Raw genomic sequence first — 19,170 nt, forward strand, 5'->3', positions numbered from 1 at the left:
TCTCCGGTAAAAAATTACTGGTTAGCCTACCAGGGGGAAAAGCAGGTAAAATACTGTGCCTGTATCCGCAGAGGTATGAAACCAGATCTTTCCTCCGGCAGTTTCCACTCCCCTTTTGGCAATGGCCAGTCCCAGTCCCGAACCATCTGATTTGGTACTGAAATTTGGAAGAAATACTTTATCTTTCAGCTTGTCGTCTATGCCCTTACCATTATCCCGGATGGCAAGCTTCACGTGCGTTTCATTTTCTATGGCAAGCTGGATCTGAATATGGGGTTTTCTCTCTTCAGGTACTGCCTGAATGCCATTGATGATCAGATTTGAGATCACCCGACCATAGAGTTTCCTGTCTCCCATGATAATGATAGCCTGCTCATGGGAAACAAGATCATCAAAATCTATGGTGGTATCCTCCCTGTTACAATACAGGGAGACTGTCTCCACGACCACCTCCCGGAAGTCCAGCTCCTTGTTTTGCGGCAAGGGCATTTTGGCAAAAGTGGAAAAAGAGCTGGCAATATCGCTTAGGGTATCCACCTGATGGATGATCGACATGATCGGCTTTTGCAGGGCCTCTGCATCATTCAGTTTATTTTCCCCCTGTAGTCTCAACAGGTGCTGTAGCGTAAGCTTCATGGGGGTCAGGGGATTTTTGATCTCATGGGCTACCTGCTTGGCCATCTCCCGCCAGGCAGATTCCTTCTCGTTGGAGGCCAAAACTTTTTTGCTGTTTTCCAATTTGAACAACATGTTGTTGTACTCGTTTACGAGCAAGCCAATTTCGTCTTTTGAAGGCCATACCATATATTCGTTGTTTTCCAGATTTGTTTCCTTTAGCTTCTGGGTGAGCAACCTGAAGGGCTGGGTGAGGTGCTTGGAGACAAAATAGGATATCACCAGGAATATGAGAAACATGACCACAAAAATGATCAGAATATTGCTAAACACTTCGGTAATCATTAGGTTCAGTTCCTCCTCGGCTTCAAAAAAAGGAATGGCAATAATGGCCTGAAGATTCTGGCTTTCGGCGTGCTTCAGTGCCAGGTAAACCGTCTTGAACAGCATGCTGCCTACCTGCTCGGTTTGCAGCAACCTGTTTTCTCTGGATTCAATGATGGCTGCATAGGCACTGGGGTGAAGAAATTGAGAAAGGATATTCTTGTCGAAAATGGCAGGTTGATTGGTAGCCAGCAAGCGACCTTCCGGCAGGTATAGATTAATGTCTGTATCGGTTGCACTGGCCAGCGCATAGAGCTCGTCGTTTAGCTCCTCCCTGTTTAGTCTGTTGAATTGATTTCCGGCCACCGTCCTTCCCAGATTGTCTCGGATGATACCTGCTTTTTGAAAATACTGCCGGTTGAGATCTTCCGTGTATGAATGACTTAAAAACCCGACCGAAATAACACTGATGATCAGCATGGGAAAGAAGAAGGCGAAATTCAGGTACAATTGGAGTTTCGTGGCATAGTTGTACCGCAGTTGGTTGATGCCCGACAAAAGGAGAAAAATACTGATGGAAAGTAAGGTAAAGATCAGGTAACAGACAAAAAAGAATGCGATATCGGCAAGGATATAATTGTTGGGGTATTGGGAGGAGGTGATGACAACGACCTTATCGTTAAACCTGACACCAAAATGGTGGTATCCTTCGTCGTGCAGTCCATATTTGTACAGGGCCTGATCGTCGAGGGTCTCGGCCATGTATTCGCCCCGATAGCTATATATCCCTGCACTGTATTCCAAAATACCCTCATCAAAAATGGCAAAATCGAAATCATTTTCTATGTAATTGGAAGCATATTTGTTATCCATCAGCAATTTTGGGAATGCCTTTCCTGATTCCATTTGCTGCTGATTAAGTTCGATGACAATGGTACCCAAAAAAGCATCGCCCCTTTGAAGTTTAATGAAAGCAACAAACCTGTTCCCCATGTTTGTCTCTGTGGATCGGACGTAATATAAATTATGCACCTGCGTGGCATAATCGCTGTTCATGTACGTGATTTTGTACTCTTCCAGGTCAGGTTCTTCACCTTTGTTAGAGATGTTTTGGCCGGAGGCATTGTACAATACGATTTCCTGGCTGTACTGGTCAAAGTAACCGCTGAGATATATTTTCTTAATCTTTCTCTCGATAGGGCCCTTCGATAGCAGGGGATCGCTGATTCTGTTTTTTATAAAAAGGTCAGATGCAATCCTGTCCATAATTTCCTCCAGCAGAAACTCCCCCATCACATCCCGGTCAAGCATGATATTATTTGCAAACTTGAGTTTGGATCTCACCACCTCATTCCTTTGGTGGTGGAAAGATGCAGCACCCGTGATTACTGCTCCTACAAGGCATGCAAAAAAGAATGTCAGGAAGGTATTGAACTCCAGCTTGAAGAGATTGTCATACAATCGAAAGCTGATAATTGCTACCAGGAGTATCAAATGAGCAATAAAAGAAATAAGCAGTATCAGGTTCCAGAAAACCAAAATCGCTATGATCGGCAAGGAAAAGAGAAGCAGAACTTTCAGGGGGTACAAAATGTCTTCTTCCTTCTTGTAAAGGACCATATTCAGCGTGATGATCGTGAACAACAGATAGCCTGCTCCGCCCAGGAAAACGACAAACAGACTTATTGCCCGAAGGTAATTGAAACCTGGAATGGATTCAATATTCAGGTTCCATTGCGCGTTTTCCACGATATTCATATAGAGGAAAAAGAATAGGAACATCAGCAGCGTAGAGATCAGAAATGCAGCAGTAAGGTGTACCCATTCGGCGTACTTCTTGCGAAACTGTATAAAACTAAACAACAGCCGCTTTTGTCCAAGAATAGCAATCACCATACTCAAAACGATCAGGTAACAGATCACATTAAGCAACAAATCTCCAAGGCTGGGGTTGATTCTGGAAGAGGCATATAGCGCCGGATCAAATATACCGGCCTTAAAAAAATCATTGGGAAAGTTAAAAGCGAGCATCAATGAACGGATACAGCCCAGGATCAGAAAGGTATAAAAAGTAGCCAGCGTCTTCTTTCCTCTTGTCCATAATGTAAATACAAAATCACTCCCGATAATCAGGGCGAGCCCCAGCAGGGAAAAGAAAAATACCAGCACGGTAGAATTGATAGAATAACCCGGAGAACTATACCCTACACGGAAAAGTATCGAAAACAAATATTCCTGCTCGAAATAAACATCCCGGTAGCCCTCCTTTTTCTCCGCTGACAGGACAAAACGATCATTTCCAAAGGTGTCCTTGTTGATACCGTTGATCAGGTATTCGTTTTCTATATCCAGCTTGCTGATAAAGGGGTGTACCTGAAACAACCAAAAATGTCCTGAATTACGGGTGATTTTTTTGAGTTTGGCAAAATATACCCCCCGGCTATTTTCTACCAGCTGGTATTTTTTACTGACCGAAAAACTTTCAAATTCCGGTACCATCTCGATATCTGACCAGTATACCAGGTCACCCTCTTCGGAATAAAGGAAAAATGGAAACTGATGGCTGACATTTAAATCCGAAAACGCCACCTCGCTGTTTGATCCGCTCTGCATCACGATGCGGATATAATCAGCATCGAAGCCCTTGATAACTTCTGTCAGCCTTTCCTCTAAATTAGACAAATGGACTTCCGGCTCGTACGCATCGCCGCTATCCAGAAAAAAATTCAATGACAATACCAATCCCAAAAGGAAAATGGATATCATCAAAAACAACCTTCGTTTCTTAAGCATATAGGACTAGCGACACTCTACACAGCAGCTTTCAAGCAAAATCCGTTCTAATCTGCCCCGAGAATATGAAATCATTTCGAAAATTTTAATCGAAAGCCAATACGGATTGCCGGTACCAGGGAAACTATTTAAAGGAAAGTTTTCTTTTCTTTCTGGCGTGCCTGTACCAAAGGTATCCCAGAATGGAAAGCAGAATGTACGGGGCTACAAACAAGTACAATATGCCCAGGTTCAGTCCGGCGCCCACTGTGGTATCGCCATTGCTGACATTGTTTTCAATGGTAGCCCGACACATGGCACATTGGGCCAGAGCGGCCTGCAGCGTAAAAATAGAAATCAGAATCAATCCGAAAAGAAATCGTAACAGCTTTTTCATTGTTTGATTATTCGTTCTTTGGGCCCATACACCGGCTCTGATTTTTTTTGGGATCACCCGGACAGGGTAAATATATCCCGGCCGCATTATTCCCTGAATTACCTTTTTTATAACGTGGTGAGACCCATTTAAGTTCTTTTGCCTAAGGTGATTAATGGTTGTAATAGGGGCTGATCATCAGGTACACGACTACCCCTGTAACAGTCACGTATAACCATACCGGAAAAGCAAATCTGACCACTGCCCGGTGCTTGCTGTACTTTCCTGTGTAGCCATAATAATAGGCCCACAATATAGGAAACAGGGCAACAGCAGCAAGGATGATATGGGTAATCAGGAGAAAGTAGTACACCCCTCTTACCCAGCCCTCCCCTCCAAACGAAGTACTTTCCGCTGAAGCGTGATAAATCACATAGCTGACAAGAAACACAGCGCCAAGGCCAAAAGCCGTGGTCATGGAGGCCTTGTGCCAGATGATTTTACCTTGCTTGATAAAATAAACCCCTGACAATAGCGCAATGGTGGCAGCCGAATTGATCACTGCATTGAGGTGCGGTAGAAAATAAACCCATTCTTTGCCTATATCTACCTTCGAAGGCATGAACAAGAGTAGGGCTACCAGGATAGGTACCAATACAGAAATGAAGGTAATCCATCCGGAAATGGTCTTATCCTGTGACTCAGTTTCATTTATCATAAAGCAATATTTTTGTTTCCAGTATCAATTGATCGACCCCTTCGCGCTGGGTGCCACTGTAGTATCCCCGGATCCGGCCCAATTCATCTATCAGGACGAATTTATCACTATGAATAAAGTCTTCCGGAACCCCTTCACCGTCAATAGTCGGCAATACAAATCCACAGCGGGCCAGATCATATATCCTGTCTTTATTGCCGGTGAGAAAATACCACTTGTCCTTTTCCGCCAGATGGCGTTCGGCATATGCTGCAAGGACCTCAGGGGAATCATACTCAGGGTCAATACTGATCGAAAAAATCTGCACTTCCTGCTCGTCTCTGAAAGCATCCTGTACCCGCTCCATTTCCGAAGACATTACCGGACAGATGCTCGGGCAACTTGTAAAGAAAAAGTCCACGATGGTAATTTTTCCCTGCATGTCTTCCCTGCCTACAGGTCTGTTATATTGATCTGTAAAGGTAAAATCCGGGATGAAATGTTGCCCGGTATTTTCGCCATAGTCACACTCCTGGTAGGGATCTTCCACACCTTGTTCGTAAAGCACGGGAATATCGTATTCATTAGATGTAAACCCCCTCAAAAACAGGATGATCAACACAGGGATCATCAGCACACAGACCAAAACCAGGATCTGAATAAACCGCAGCATTTTCATATTAATGATAACAAAAAAAATGGTTGAAGATTCCACTCCAACCATTCATATATTGACAAATATTCACTGCTATTACCAACGCATCAAAAAGATTTCAGCACCTTCTTTGAAAAGGGCAATGATCAACCAAATCAAAAAGATCAGCGGAACGATAATGGAATAAAACAATGGCTTCACCTCATCTCCCAGGTGCATAAATTCCATCATGATGTACTTGGCTTTAACGATGGTAAGTACGATAAAAATGATGTAAAGTAACATCCCCCGCTCCATGGTGAAAGCCAGTAGGAATTCCACCGCCGTAACCACCAGCAGGATCAGGGCTGTCATCCAGATCTTTTTAATTTTAGCGGAATCTCTTGGAATGACTTCCAGTCCGTTTTTATTTTCTTGTGCCATAGGTCAAATATATTTTTTTATTGCTAGATCAGATAGAAGAAGGTAAACACAAATACCCAAACCAGGTCTACAAAGTGCCAGTATAATCCAATCTTCTCGATCATCTCATAATGTCCCCGCTTCTCATACACCCCGACCGCTGCCTGATAAAAGGCAAGAAACAATAGGAATACACCGATGGTCACGTGGAAACCGTGAAAACCAGTAATAAAGAAAAACAACTGCGCAAAAGGAGCAGGTCCGTATTCATTCACAATCAGGTTGGCCCCATAGACGGTTTCAGTGACTACGTTGCCCAGAGAATTGACATAGGTAAGCATGGACCCTTCATCGGTACCATGGATAAAGTGTGTCCATTCCCATGCCTGGCAGCTCAGAAAGGTCATGCCTCCCAAAAGGGTCCACAGCATCCATTTGACGACGTCCTTCTTGTCATTCCTGTGACCAGCCTCCACCGCCAAAACCATGGTAACCGAGCTCAGAATAAGTATAAAGGTCATCAAACCGACAAAAACCAAGGGAAAGTGTCCTCCATGCACCAAAGGAATGGCATCAAAAATCATTTCCGGAATAGGCCAATATTCATTGGAGCTCACAAAATCAGCCGCTTCACCCCCGTAGGCCGGATAGCTGACGCGAATGGCACCGTAGGTGATCAGGAAGGCCGTAAAAGTAAAAATATCTGAGAGCAGAAAAAACCACATCATCAGCTTCCCGTAACTGGCCTTTAGCGGTTCATTTCCGCCGCCCCAGACACCTCTTTTAGATTGGATTTCAATAGCAGTCGAAGACATAGGATATAAATTAACTTATATTTTAATGATTTAACAGCAAAAACATGAACAAATAAAGCCAGAGTCCTCCCAGAAAATGCCAATAGGTAACACACATTTCCATCTGAGGCAAATTTTGAGAATGAATCTTATTTCTCAGGGACGAAATTAATACAATAATTAGAAAAATCACACCGCTGATAAGATGTATTGCGTGCAGACCGGTAAATACGTACATAAATGAGCCTGCCGGATTGCCTACAAAATACACATCCTGAGCCACGAGAGCAACCCAACTGTACCATTGCCCCACCAGAAAGCCAATACCAAGTACCGTAGTTATGATCAAACTTATTTTAAGCGTGTTAAAATCATCTTTCTTCGCAGCCAAATAGGCCCGATGCATACTGATACTGCTCAGAATGATGATGGCCGAAGTGTACCAAAAGATATCCGGCAGATCAAATTCAAGCCAATTGCCTTCAGACTGCCGGACGATATAAGCGCTGGTCATGCCGGCAAAAATCATTACCACACTAACGATGAAAAGCCAAAGCGCAAATTTTTTCGGATGCATGGACAGGGGCTGCTCCGCCCCTTCCACAAATGCCAATTTCTCTTCCATTCCTTCCTACATTTTATCTAATAAATATGCGATTTGTACGATTGGCAGATACAGGAAAGACCCAAACATGATCTTTAAGGCTGATTTTCGGGAACAATCCTTCATCAGCGAAAAAGTCTGCGCCAGGAACAAGACACCGCATATAGTGGCTACCACGCCAGAATTAAGACCAGTAAACCCAAAGTAGGTAGGCAATAATCCAAGGGGCAACAAGAATAAGGTATATATCATGATCTGGATTGCCGTATTCAGGTCCTTTTGTCCGCCAGAAGGCAATAGTTTGAAACCTGCCTTTTTATAATCTTCATCGCTTACCCAGGCAATGGCCCAGAAATGAGGAAACTGCCAGATAAACTGGATACCGAATATGATCAGTGCTTCATAGGAAATCCCACCGGTAGCCGCAGTCCAGCCCAATAGCGGAGGCATGGCACCGGGAATGGCGCCTACCAACACAGCAATTGGTCCCACTCTTTTCAGCGGCGTGTATACAAATACATACAGGACCATGCTCAGGATACCCAAGCCAGTCGTCAACCAATTGGTAAAAAATCCCAGTAGAAAAATTCCTATAGTGGCCGATATAATCGTAAACACATAGGCTTCTCTCACGGAAATAACCTGCATCGGCAGGGGCCTGTTGCGGGTTCTCTTCATCAGCTTGTCAAACTCCCTTTCCTTTATTTCATTGGCAGCGCCAGAAGCACCACTTATCAAAAAACCACCTACGATGAGGGCAACAAAGGTGGTCCAGGAAAAAACCTGTCCGGAATGACCCAGAATAAAACCAAAAACAGCGGAAAAGGTAACCAATGCCGACAGCCTAACTTTGAGCAAATCCATGTAGGCACGTACCCTCACCACCAGGGAATCCAAAACAAACTTCTCAGATAAATCAATTGTACTCATACCAAAGCAAAATTTTTATTGGTCCTAACCTGGGAACAACCCAGCTTGAGCCAGACATAATACTGGATACCTACTATTAATGACCCCAGCAGCAAGTGCAGCGGTTGAATAAATGCAGGTATCCCGAAATAAGCCATCAAAATTCCAGTCAATATAACAATAAGCAGCAATCCCAGAAGCAAGGCCAGTTGCCTGAAGACATCTGGCAGACGATCTCTTTCCTGGTACGCCCGGAAGACCAGGTACCCATGAAGGGCCAATAACACCAAAGAAAATGATCTGTGCACGTAAAATACGGTACCCAACTCTGCTATCCAGGCATACCGGTCACTGTAATCAAACCTGGAAGCGATCAGATCAATGTGCTCCCTCACTTGTGTACCGAGAATCACCTGCGCCAACATCAGCAAAATACCAACTCCAAGTAACCAACGATACCTGACCTGCCGACGAACCCTGGGTATACTACCTTGGCCTGACGCTTCGATCAATGTCCCGGACCTGAAATAGATATACAGCAACAAACAAACAAGCAGCAGGGCGACAATCATGTGAACGCTTATCATCCACTGCAACAGGTTGGTGGAAACTACTATTGATCCCAGCCATCCCTGAAATACCACTACAACCAGGGCCAGAAATGCCAGTAAGGTACTGTATGGATCAATCTTCCACAACCTCAGCGAATAGACGAAGGTAAGGATGATCAACAACCCGATGACTGCTCCGAGCAGCCGGTTGACGTATTCTATCCAGGTTTTGGTAGCATTGAATGGCTCATGGTCCAGGATACTTTCATCCTGTTCAATCTGCGCAGCGAGAACAGAAAACCCCAGATTATCCAATAGAGATGCAAAACGCTCGTTTTTCTCTACACGCTGGGCAACGTAGATTTCTGCATAATTTTTTGGGAGCTGATCCACCGATGTGGGTGGAACCCAGCTCCCAAAACATTTTGGCCAATCGGGGCAGCCCATGCCAGCACCAGTGCTGCGGACAATACCTCCGACCAGTATAAGAAAGAAGACAGCTACCGTAGTGATGAGACTCACCCTGCGAAAACTGAATATAAGTTTACGACTCTTTTGATTCATTCGCTACCAATACATCCCCTTCCTCAGCCATGATCTCTTTTTCAAGCTGGACAAGTTTGTTCTCATGAGGAAGATTGGACTCAGGCGTTGCAGATAAAGGCACCGTTTGAGGTATAAAATCTTCCTTAGCTCCGGGCTTACTGTAATCGTAAGGCCACCTGTATACAGCAGGTATTTCACCGGGCCAGTTGCCATGCCCTGGATTGATAGGTGTAGTCCATTCCAGCGTATTGGACCTCCATGGGTTGGGCGAGGCCTTTCTTCCCTTGTACATGCTGTAGAAGAAGTTGAATACGAAGATAAACTGAGCAACAAAGGTTACAATGGCAGCCACTGATACAAACATATTCAAATCGGTGTACATGTCCGAAAAGGAAAAGTTGGTCCAACTGTAATACCTTCTGGGGAAGCCGGCAATACCGATGTAATGCATGGGGAAGAAAACCATGTACACACCAACGAAGGTAAGCCAGAAATGTACATGCCCGAGCTTCTCGTCCATCATCCTGCCAAACATTTTTGGGAACCAGTGATACACACCTGCCATCATTCCAAAGAAGGAAGCAGAACCCATTACCAGGTGAAAATGCGCCACCACGAAATAGGTGTCGTGCAATTGGATGTCAATGGCTGAATTACCGAGGAAAATACCCGTCAATCCACCTGAAATAAAGAACGATACCAGGCCGATGGAAAACAACATCCCCGGGGTAAATCTCAGGTTACCTCTCCAAAGTGTAGTAAGGTAGTTAAATACCTTGACCGCAGAGGGCACTGCGATGATCAGTGTAAGGAACATGAAAATGGAACCCAGGAAAGGATTCAATCCGGACACAAACATATGGTGTGCCCACACCACAAAAGACAGTATGGTAATACCCAGCATGGATATGATCATGGCCTTATATCCAAAAATCGGTTTCCTGGAATTGGTGGCAATGATCTCTGAAGTAATCCCCAATGCCGGCAAAAGTACGATATACACCTCCGGATGTCCCAGGAACCAGAACAAGTGCTGGTACAATACGGCACTACCTCCGGTGTTTGGTAGGGCTTCACCACCTATATAGATGTCAGAGAGGTAAAAACTGGTACCAAAGCTCCTGTCAAATACCAATAGTAAAGCTGCTGAAAATAAAACGGGAAAGGACAATAAACCAATTACCGCCGTTAAGAAAAAGGCCCAGATGGTCAATGGTAGTCGGGAAAACGACATGCCTTTGGTACGCAGGTTAATGACTGTAGTGATGTAATTTATCCCCCCAAGCAAAGACGATGCAATGAAGAAAGTCATGGCAATCAGCCATAGCGTCATCCCCATTCCCGATCCTGGAATGGCTTGCTCCAAGGCTGAAAGAGGCGGATACACTACCCATCCACCGGCTGCAGGACCCTTTTCAAGAAAAAGAGAAGCAAACATGATCACACCGGATACAAAGAAAAACCAGTAAGAAAGCATGTTCATGAAACCGGATGCCATATCCCTTGCGCCAATCTGTAGCGGAATCAGGAAATTGGAAAAGGTACCACTCAAGCCTGCCGTCAAAACAAAGAACACCATAATGGTGCCGTGCATGGTAACCAACGCCAGGTAAAAGTTAGGGTCAAGTTTTCCCGAAGCATCTATCCATCCACCCAGGAGAGGTCTCAGGAAAGAAAGATCCATATCTGGAAAACCCAATTGTAGCCTGAATAGCACAGAAAGCAAACCACCAATGAATGCCCAGAACATACCCGATACCAGGTACTGCTTGGCTATCATCTTATGGTCAGTGGAGAATATATACTTCGTGATGAAGTTATCTTTGTGTTCATGGTCATGATGGTCATGATTGGAAACATCGTGAGCCGATACGTTTGCTACTGCCATGTTATTTTATTTTTAATCAATGATATTATTCCTCGTTAATATAAATATCCGCCAATTCCTTCAAATCAGCTGGTAAATCAGCTACCAGATCGGGATTACTTTTGATAAAAGGCGTTTGCTCTGCCACCCATGCCCTGTATTCATCAGGCTCCACAACCCGGATCACTCTACGCATAGAGAAATGTCCATTGCCACAAACCTCCGTACAGGCGATTTCGTATTCAAATTCCTCATCGGCCAGCTCAGCCCTCATTTCTTCAGTAGTTTTATTGGCCACAAACCAGAACCTTGTAGGCATCCCGGGCACTGCATCCATTTTCAGGCGCATGTGGGGCGCAAATACAGAATGCAATACATCCCTGGCCCGAATTTTAAACAAAACAGGCTCTCCTTTGGGTATTACCACATTCTGAGATGGAAAGTCATCGAAGGAATTTTTATCTGTAAAATCAATTCCACGGGAGTTAGTTGCACTGGTGAGGCGGTAATCGTAATCTCCCAGGGTGTTGTCCATACCACCATAGCGAATATCCCAGGCAAACTGGTACCCCATGATTTCTACCACATGGGCATCTTCAGGTGCGGGGGCGGTGATATCAGACCAGGCTTTCCAGCCTGAAACTACCAGAATGGTCAATACTACTGCCGGAACCAGGGTCCAGATGATCTCCAGTTTGTTATTGTCAGGATAGTAGGAAGCTTTTCGTTTCTCGCTGTACTGATAATGGTAGCTAAACCAAAACAGTAAAATATGGGTAAGGATAAAGATAAATCCGGTAACAGCCATGGTGATCCAAAACAGCCGATCGGTGATGATACCGTGTTCGGAGGCAATGGGCAACTGGTAGTTATCAAACTCTTTGATCGAATACCAAAACATCAGCACGCCACAACCGATCAGGAAGGCCATGAACAAAAAGGCATTTACTTTATTACTGGTAGTAGCAATTTTTTTATCAGAACCCTTGGCTACCGAAATCAAGGTTTGAATCCTATATACCATCCAGATCACCAGGATCAGGAGTATTACGCCTATAGAAATAAGAAGTCCGTACATAATTTATTACTGTTTCGGTATTGTTTAAATGTGATGATGATAACTTTCCTCCAACATAGGGTGGTTTTTAGGTATCAAAGGTTTTTTGGCCAGATTGCTCAGCGCGACAAATGCGAAGGCAGCCCCGTACACCAGCAACATACCCAATTCCATCAGTCCAAGGCCTCCGTTGTGACCGAGTGTTCCGGGCTGTACCATCAGGAAGAAATCTACCCAGTGGCCGAAAATAATCAGGGTACAAACCAATTTCAGGAATATATTGTGCCTTTTTGCATCTCTTGTCATAAGAACAAGGAAGGGTAAAACAAAGTTTAGTACAATATTTACAAATATATACGGTCCATACACGTCACTGGAAAGCCTTTCCAGAAAGTATACTGACTCCTCCGGAATATTGGCGTAATAGATCAAAAGGAACTGAGAAAACCAGATATAGGTCCAGAAAATTGAGAAAGCAAAGACAAATTTTCCCAGATCGTGGATGTGATTCTGATTGACCATTTCCAGGTATCCCTGATCCTTCAGGAAAATGGTCACCAGGGTAATGGCGGAAAGGCCTGCTACAAACCAGGATGCAAATACATACCAGCCGAATAGGGTGGAAAACCAGTGAGTGTCGATTGACAACACCCAATCCCAGGCACTTACTGAAGAGGAAACAGCAAAGAAAACCAGAAAAATGGCAGACCATTTTCTGGTCGTGTACCAGTAGGAGGTGCCTCCTTTGATATCCTCTTCAAAAGAGAGGTTCTTCAATTTATTGAAGAAGAAAATCCAGAATCCAAAAAACAAGACCATCCTCAGGATGTAGAATATGGGGAAACTACCTTTCTCCATGGGCCAGTAAAAAAAGTTGCCTTTACCGTCAATGATCCGGTCATATTGAGGATCTGTAATATCAAAAATATAGCTGTGTGTCCAGTGGAAAAGATCATGACTGGCGATAAAGAAAGTTGCCAGCATCAATACTGCAGCTATCGGCAGCCAATTACCAAAGGAGATCATGATCCTCAGCAAAGCTGTGGACCAGCCTGCCTGGGCCGCATACTGAATGGCAAAGAAAAACACCCCGATAATGGCGATACCCGTGAAATACACATTGTTGATCCACAGATTAGCAAATAACCGCTTGCTCCAGTGAAACGCATGGCCTGCTTCCTCACCGGCTTCGTGATGTCCTCCCATAGCAGCGGCAATAATACCAATCAGCAAAAGTAGGGCACCCAGACCACCCAGGAAAAAGATAACTTTTTTTACCGCTGCGGTAAAATCAAATTTTTGATCCAAATTATAGTTGCTTGCCTGTGCCATTATTGTGCTTGAATTTCTTGTTTAACATAGTGAACAATTTTCCAACGCCTGTCTGCCGGAATCTGAGATCCATGAGCACCCATCCTGCCTTTACCATGGGTGATGACGTGGAAAATATGCCCATCAGGCAAACCCAAATAGGCTCCACCTTTCAGGTTGGCAACCCCGCCAATAACTTCACCGACTTTACCATCGCCTTCTCCACCGGCCCCGTGGCAGGCAGAACAATACTGGATGTACAATTGCTGTCCTTCTGCAAGCACCTGATCATTGAGCTCTATGGGGTTTTCCACAAGCGCAGCACCTTCCAGATCCGCTACCCGTAACCTGTAGGGAAGCATACCATCCTCGTTTCTGGGTACCGTGTTGGCCACGGGCTCGCGCATGTTCATTCCATTTGGATTGTGCGGATTACTGTTGTAAAACTCTCCCTTTTCATCTTCCCGGTTAGAAAGCCACATGCCTTCTTCCTCATCTCTGATTTGGGTCAATGGCTCGTAAGGGACAGAATGGTACATCTGCGGGGCATATTCCGTGCCCGGATAGTCTCCATCAGCTTTACAGGAAACCAATCCCAGCATGATGCTGCCAACAGCTACTGAATATATAGATACTACTCTTTTCATTTGCTCCTGATTACTTATTCAAAACTTTTACTGTTTACTTCGGTAGCACCAGAGGCTTTCAGGGCACTCTTGATCTGCTCCAGGTCAACTGAACCATTGCTGGCAATATCTATGGCCATGACATGCTTGTCATCCGTACTTCTCAAATCAAAAATTCGGGGCTGCCCCCATGGCTTGAGATTACTACTGATCATGAACACTCCCACCATACCAAAGGCTGCCAGTAAGACGGTGAGTTCGAAAGTTACCGGTATAAAATCGGGAAATGCGGCATGGTCTTTACCACCGATGATCATTGGCCAGTCAAACTTCATCATGTAAAACTGCATGGTAAGCGCCAGGGTGGTTCCCAGCAGGCCAAACAAAAACGCAGCAATGGGAAGCCGGCTTCTTGTATATCCTAATTCTTCATCCAGGCCATGGACCGGATAAGGAGAAAATACTTCATGAATTTTTACGCCTGCAGCCCGTACTTCCCTGACAGCGGACAATAGGATATCCTCATCGTCAAAAATGCCCAGGATAAAATGCTTGTCTCTTTCCATGATTATTTGATTGTTTTTTCAGATGAAGATTTCAAAACAGACTTTACTTCCGCCATGTTGATCACCGGGAAAAACTTGGCAAACAGCAGGAAGGCAGTAAAGAAAAAGCCAAAGGTAAACAGGTACACGCCCACATCCGTAATGGTAGGATAAAACATCACCCAGGAAGAAGGCAGGAAATCACGGTGCAATGAAGTAACGATGATCACAAACCTTTCAAACCACATACCGATGTTTACCACAAGGGAGAGGATGAAAGTAGCCGCAATAGATGTCCTTATCTTTTTGAACCAGAAAAGCTGCGGGGAGATCACATTGCAGGTCATCATGGACCAGTATGCCCACCAATAAGGGCCAAACATTCTGTTGACAAAGGCATATTGCTCCGCAGCAACGCCCGAGTACCAGGCCATGAAAAATTCTGTGATATACGCTATACCAACGATCGACCCGGTAATGATGATCACGATATTCATCAACTCAATGTGCCCTATCGTGATATAATCCTCCAACTTAAATACTTTCCGGGTTACGATCATCAGGGTCAATACCATGGCGAAACCGGAGAAAATCGCCCCGGCAACAAAGTAGGGAGGGAAAATCGTGGTGTGCCATCCGGGGATCACGGAAGTAGCAAAGTCAAAGGATACAATAGTGTGTACAGAAAGTACAAGAGGAGTAGCCAGACCAGCGAGGATCAGGGAAACACTTTCGTACCGCATCCAGGTCCTGGCTGCTCCGTCCCAGCCAAAGCTCAAGGCCCCGTAAATGACTTTTCTTAAGCCCGTAGCCCTGTCCCTGATGGTGGCAAAATCAGGAATCAATCCTATATACCAAAAAACCAGTGAAACTGAGAAATAAGTAGATATGGCAAAAACGTCCCAGAGCAGGGGAGAATTGAAGTTTACCCATAGGGACCCGTAGGTATTGGGTAAGGGAAGTGCCCAGATGGCTCCGATCCAGGGTCTTCCCATGTGGATCAGCGGAAACAGGGCCGCGCATATTACCGCAAAAATGGTCATAGCTTCAGCAGCACGGTTGATGGAAGTTCTCCATTTTTGCCTGAAAAGCAGCAATACAGCGGAGATCAGGGTACCGGCATGGCCGATACCTACCCACCACACAAAGTTGGTAATGTCCCAGGCCCAGCCAACGGTCTTATTAAGACCCCACATGCCTATACCCTCCCAGAGAGTGGCTACCAGGGCAAGACTGCCTATCAAAAGTGTTCCAAGTGCTACCGCCAGTCCAAGCAGCCATCCTACAGTCGGCTTGCCCTCTACCTGCCTGGCAATATCATTGGTAACGTCCTTGTATGTCTTACCGCCGGTAACCAGCGGCTCGCGTACGGGTGAAGTAACCTGCATATCTATCTGATTTATTATTAAGCTTCGTTTTTATCCTTATTTCTGATTTTGGTAAAGTACCAAACATTGGGGCTTACATTGATCTCCTCCAGCACGTGATAGGCCCGCTCTTCATTCACCTCCTTGATGGCCTCAGTAGAATTCTCCTCAATCTTCAGCATTTTGGAAACTCTTGATTCCGGATCGTTCATATCTCCGAATACCAACGCCTCAGTAGGACAAGCCACGGCACAGGCTACGTTGATATCTCCGTCTTTGACCTTCCTTTTCTCTCGCTTGGCAGCCAGTTTACCGGCCTGAATACGTTGCACACACATGGAGCATTTTTCCATCACTCCTCTGGCCCGTACTGTCACATCCGGATTTAATACCATCTTACCCAGGTCATCGTTCTGAGCGGTGTTCACGCCGGCAAAGTCCTTATTGTCGTGGTACTTGAACCAGTTAAAACGTCTTACTTTATATGGGCAGTTATTGGCACAATAACGGGTACCAATACACCTGTTGTAGGTCATCTGGTTCAGACCCTCAGAACTGTGGGTAGTGGCTACTACCGGACACACCGTCTCGCAGGGAGCGTTGTTACAGTGCTGACACATCATAGGTTGGAAGGTAACCTCCGGATTATCGGCTGCCTGTTCCAATTCCTTGTTGGAAGTAGCTTCCTCAGGAGAACTGTAATACCGGTCTATCCTGATCCAGGCCATTTCCCTTCTGTTGAGCACTTCCTGTTTGCCTACTACTGCCACGTTATTTTCTACCTGGCAAGCTACGGTACAGGCGGCACAGCCTATACAAGAGTTCATGTCTATGGCCAAACCCCAGTGGTGCTGACTGTACTTATGTCCGGACCAGAGGGATATTTTGCTGGGTTTATAAAATTCTCCGTCTTTATATATTTCCGGATGATACCTGCCAGCGCTGGCATCCTCTTTATATTCACCCAAAGTAGCTTCCTGTATCACAAAATCCCTACCCATGTAGGTCTGATGGGTCTGGGTCTGAGCGATACGGTAGGCTTCGCCAGTGAGGCTGATCTCTACTCCTTCTGTAATATCATAGCTGACATATCCTTTACCCGCATTCAATAGTGCATAAGCATTGACACCAAGGCCATCGGCTACCCTGCCAGCCGAAGTACGACCATATCCGAGGGCAAGCCCAAAGGTGCCTTCTGCCTGACCAGGCTGTATCAGCACCGGTACAGCAAAAGATACCCCATTTGCGGTAACAGTGGCCATCTGTGTGGCCCCCTCCTTCATGCTTAAACCATTGTCATTGGCCCACTTCTGAGACACCGTCAGGTAGTTGTCCCAGGTGGCTTTGGAGATCGGGTCTGGCATTTCATGCAGCCAGGGGTTATTGGCATAAGTACCGGAGCCGATACCCACCTTGGTATATACTACCAATTCGGGACCTGAGGCCTGGGCTTTATAGCTACTGCCAATCGCTGACGCTGCAGCGCTGATATCGCCGGCCGGGCTTAGCGCCTCCGTGGCTTCTTCCTCCATAGCTGTAGTCTGGTAGACTCCGTCATGCAGACAGGAATCCCAGAAGGACTGGAAGTCGGCCATTTCCTGTTGACCTGCAAACATGGGTTGCCACCCTTCGCGGATGAAATCGTAGTAGCTGCTGCTGTTGCCTGCCCATTTTAAAAAGCTTTCCTGCGCCTGTCTGGTATTGAAAAGCGGAGAAATTGTAGGCTGGGACAAACTGTACATCCCTTTTTTGGGATTGAAATCATTCCAGGATTCCAGGTAATGGTGATCCGGAGCCAGGTATTGCACCAAAGCTGCCGTTTCATTTTTTACTTCTGAAGTGGACACGGAGACCTTTGCTTTGGAGATGGCCTCTGCCAATGCCTGCCCGCCTCCAAAATCATATACCGGATTGCAGTTGTAAAAGATCACTGCACCCACGCGACCTGCATTGAGCTCGCTCACGAACTGACTCATCCGGCTATCATCCCCTTTCCGGTAATGAACAGGGTTTTCAAAATCAACTGTATTGCCTACATTGCCTAACAGCTCATTGATGGCATGTACCACCACCTGCACGTTGGGATCATTAGAGCCGGATACCACCAAAGTATTTCCCCTGTTGGCCCAAAGCTCATCTGCGGCCTTTTTCAGGTGGGCCAGATCCAGGTTGTTGGCACCTGCAGTACTGGCACCGGCCTTCTGGGCGATCAGGTTGTATAAGGTCAGGACCGCAAGACCATTTTGTGAGGCTGTAATGGGCGTACGGTAATCTGCATTTGCACCAGTAAGCGACAGGTTGGATTCAAACTGGAAATGCCGGGACATGTTGGGATTCTCTTTAGAGATCTTTCTGCCTTTACTGTACTGTCTCGCAAAGACAATAGGTGAAATCCAACTGCCCAAAAAGTCTGCACCAAAGCTGACAATCACTTTGGCATTTTCAAATTGATAGGAAGGCAAAACCTTTGTACCATAATACATTTCGCTGGCCCTGGTGATCCCGTAATTGGATACCGGGTCATAGGTAATCTGCTCCACATCGCCGAAACGCTCTGCCATCTGATTGATGGCCCGCTCGGTAGAGGGTGATAAAACCGTATTGGTGACTACCTTGATAGACCCGGCGGCCGCCAGCTTGCTGCTCAACTCTGCATCCAGACTGGCCCAGTCTGCCGCCTGACCATTGATCTGAGGTCCGGTAAGCCTGGCCTTATCGTACAGGGAAAGTACCGAAGCTTCTACAATAGCATTGGTGCCTCCCTGGGTGATGGGGGAAAGCTTGTTACCATCTATTTTGATGGGGCGACCTTCCCGGGTTTTGACCACCACTGAGGCATAGTCTCCGCCATTTGAAAAAGTAGATGCATAATAATTAGGTATGGAAGGGTTGACGTCGACCGGCTTGTTCACATAGGGAATAGCCTTTCTGACAGGAGCTTCACAAGCTGCCAGAGAAGCGGCTGCCACGCTGAAGCCCATCATTTTAAGAAAGTCTCTTCGGGAGGAAGCCCCGTCTTCTGATTGATTTTTCTTAGCGGTAAAGCCCGGAAATTCCTGATCGGCATTTTTTACAAACTCGGGATCGTTTGTCAACTGCTCTAACCCTTTCCAATATGTCTTTTTATTTTCTTTCATTGTATATTAAAGAAA

The 19,170-nt window shown here is 45.6% G+C and carries 16 protein-coding genes; all 16 read right to left on the bottom strand.

Going from position 1 to position 19,170, the window contains the following annotated elements:
* Positions 1-21: 21 nt before the first annotated feature.
* Entirely contained in the window at positions 22-3,705 is a 3,684-nt protein-coding gene (locus tag BUB19_RS03665) for a sensor histidine kinase (RefSeq protein ID WP_245802765.1), read from the bottom strand.
* 151 nt (positions 3,706-3,856) lie between these two features.
* The gene (locus tag BUB19_RS03670) at positions 3,857-4,108 is read right to left on the bottom strand and encodes a hypothetical protein (RefSeq protein ID WP_073093151.1); all 252 of its coding nucleotides are present in this window, start codon (positions 4,106-4,108) and stop codon (positions 3,857-3,859) included.
* Positions 4,109-4,259: 151 nt separating this feature from the next.
* Positions 4,260-4,805 (bottom strand): DUF420 domain-containing protein, encoded by a 546-nt coding sequence (locus BUB19_RS03675; RefSeq protein ID WP_073092198.1) that lies wholly within the window; start codon positions 4,803-4,805, stop codon positions 4,260-4,262.
* A complete protein-coding gene (locus BUB19_RS03680; protein WP_073093153.1) occupies positions 4,795-5,463 on the bottom strand; it encodes an SCO family protein in 669 nt (222 codons plus the stop codon). Before BUB19_RS03680 ends, BUB19_RS03675 begins: the two co-directional genes overlap by 11 nt.
* A 72-nt stretch (positions 5,464-5,535) precedes the next feature.
* On the bottom strand, positions 5,536-5,862 hold the full coding sequence (locus BUB19_RS03685) for a cytochrome C oxidase subunit IV family protein (RefSeq protein ID WP_073092201.1): 327 nt from the start codon (positions 5,860-5,862) through the stop codon (positions 5,536-5,538).
* A gap of 23 nt (positions 5,863-5,885) precedes the next feature.
* Positions 5,886-6,656 carry a cytochrome c oxidase subunit 3 gene (locus BUB19_RS03690; protein ID WP_073092204.1) on the bottom strand — a complete coding sequence of 257 codons (771 nt, stop codon included), beginning with the start codon at positions 6,654-6,656 and terminating at the stop codon, positions 5,886-5,888.
* A 22-nt stretch (positions 6,657-6,678) separates the two neighbouring features.
* Positions 6,679-7,260, bottom strand: a complete 582-nt coding sequence (locus BUB19_RS03695; RefSeq protein WP_073092207.1) for a cytochrome c oxidase subunit 3 — start codon at positions 7,258-7,260, stop codon at positions 6,679-6,681.
* Positions 7,261-7,266: 6 nt separating this feature from the next.
* Positions 7,267-8,169 (bottom strand): heme o synthase, encoded by a 903-nt coding sequence (gene cyoE, locus BUB19_RS03700; protein ID WP_073092210.1) that lies wholly within the window; start codon positions 8,167-8,169, stop codon positions 7,267-7,269.
* Entirely contained in the window at positions 8,166-9,263 is a 1,098-nt protein-coding gene (locus BUB19_RS03705) for a COX15/CtaA family protein (RefSeq protein ID WP_073092213.1), read from the bottom strand. The genes cyoE and BUB19_RS03705 overlap by 4 nt, the downstream gene beginning before the upstream one ends.
* On the bottom strand, positions 9,244-11,133 hold the full coding sequence (locus tag BUB19_RS03710; protein ID WP_073092216.1) for a cytochrome c oxidase subunit I: 1,890 nt from the start codon (positions 11,131-11,133) through the stop codon (positions 9,244-9,246). The genes BUB19_RS03705 and BUB19_RS03710 overlap by 20 nt, the downstream gene beginning before the upstream one ends.
* 25 nt (positions 11,134-11,158) lie before the next feature.
* Positions 11,159-12,190, bottom strand: coding sequence for a cytochrome c oxidase subunit II (locus BUB19_RS03715; protein ID WP_073092219.1), 1,032 nt, complete (start codon positions 12,188-12,190; stop codon positions 11,159-11,161).
* A 24-nt stretch (positions 12,191-12,214) separates the two neighbouring features.
* The gene (locus BUB19_RS03720; protein ID WP_073092226.1) at positions 12,215-13,501 is read right to left on the bottom strand and encodes a quinol:cytochrome C oxidoreductase; all 1,287 of its coding nucleotides are present in this window, start codon (positions 13,499-13,501) and stop codon (positions 12,215-12,217) included.
* Positions 13,501-14,127, bottom strand: a complete 627-nt coding sequence (locus BUB19_RS03725; RefSeq protein WP_073092233.1) for a c-type cytochrome — start codon at positions 14,125-14,127, stop codon at positions 13,501-13,503. The genes BUB19_RS03720 and BUB19_RS03725 overlap by 1 nt, the downstream gene beginning before the upstream one ends.
* 14 nt (positions 14,128-14,141) lie before the next feature.
* The gene (locus tag BUB19_RS03730; RefSeq protein WP_073092238.1) at positions 14,142-14,672 is read right to left on the bottom strand and encodes a DUF3341 domain-containing protein; all 531 of its coding nucleotides are present in this window, start codon (positions 14,670-14,672) and stop codon (positions 14,142-14,144) included.
* Positions 14,673-14,674: 2 nt separating this feature from the next.
* Positions 14,675-16,039 (bottom strand): NrfD/PsrC family molybdoenzyme membrane anchor subunit, encoded by a 1,365-nt coding sequence (gene nrfD, locus BUB19_RS03735; RefSeq protein ID WP_073092243.1) that lies wholly within the window; start codon positions 16,037-16,039, stop codon positions 14,675-14,677.
* 17 nt (positions 16,040-16,056) lie between these two features.
* Complete coding sequence (locus tag BUB19_RS03740) at positions 16,057-19,155, bottom strand: TAT-variant-translocated molybdopterin oxidoreductase (protein ID WP_073092250.1); 3,099 nt, start codon at positions 19,153-19,155, stop codon at positions 16,057-16,059.
* Positions 19,156-19,170 lie beyond the last annotated feature (15 nt).

Source organism: Cyclobacterium lianum (assembly GCF_900143075.1).
GTDB classification, from domain to species: Bacteria; Bacteroidota; Bacteroidia; order Cytophagales; family Cyclobacteriaceae; genus Cyclobacterium; species Cyclobacterium lianum.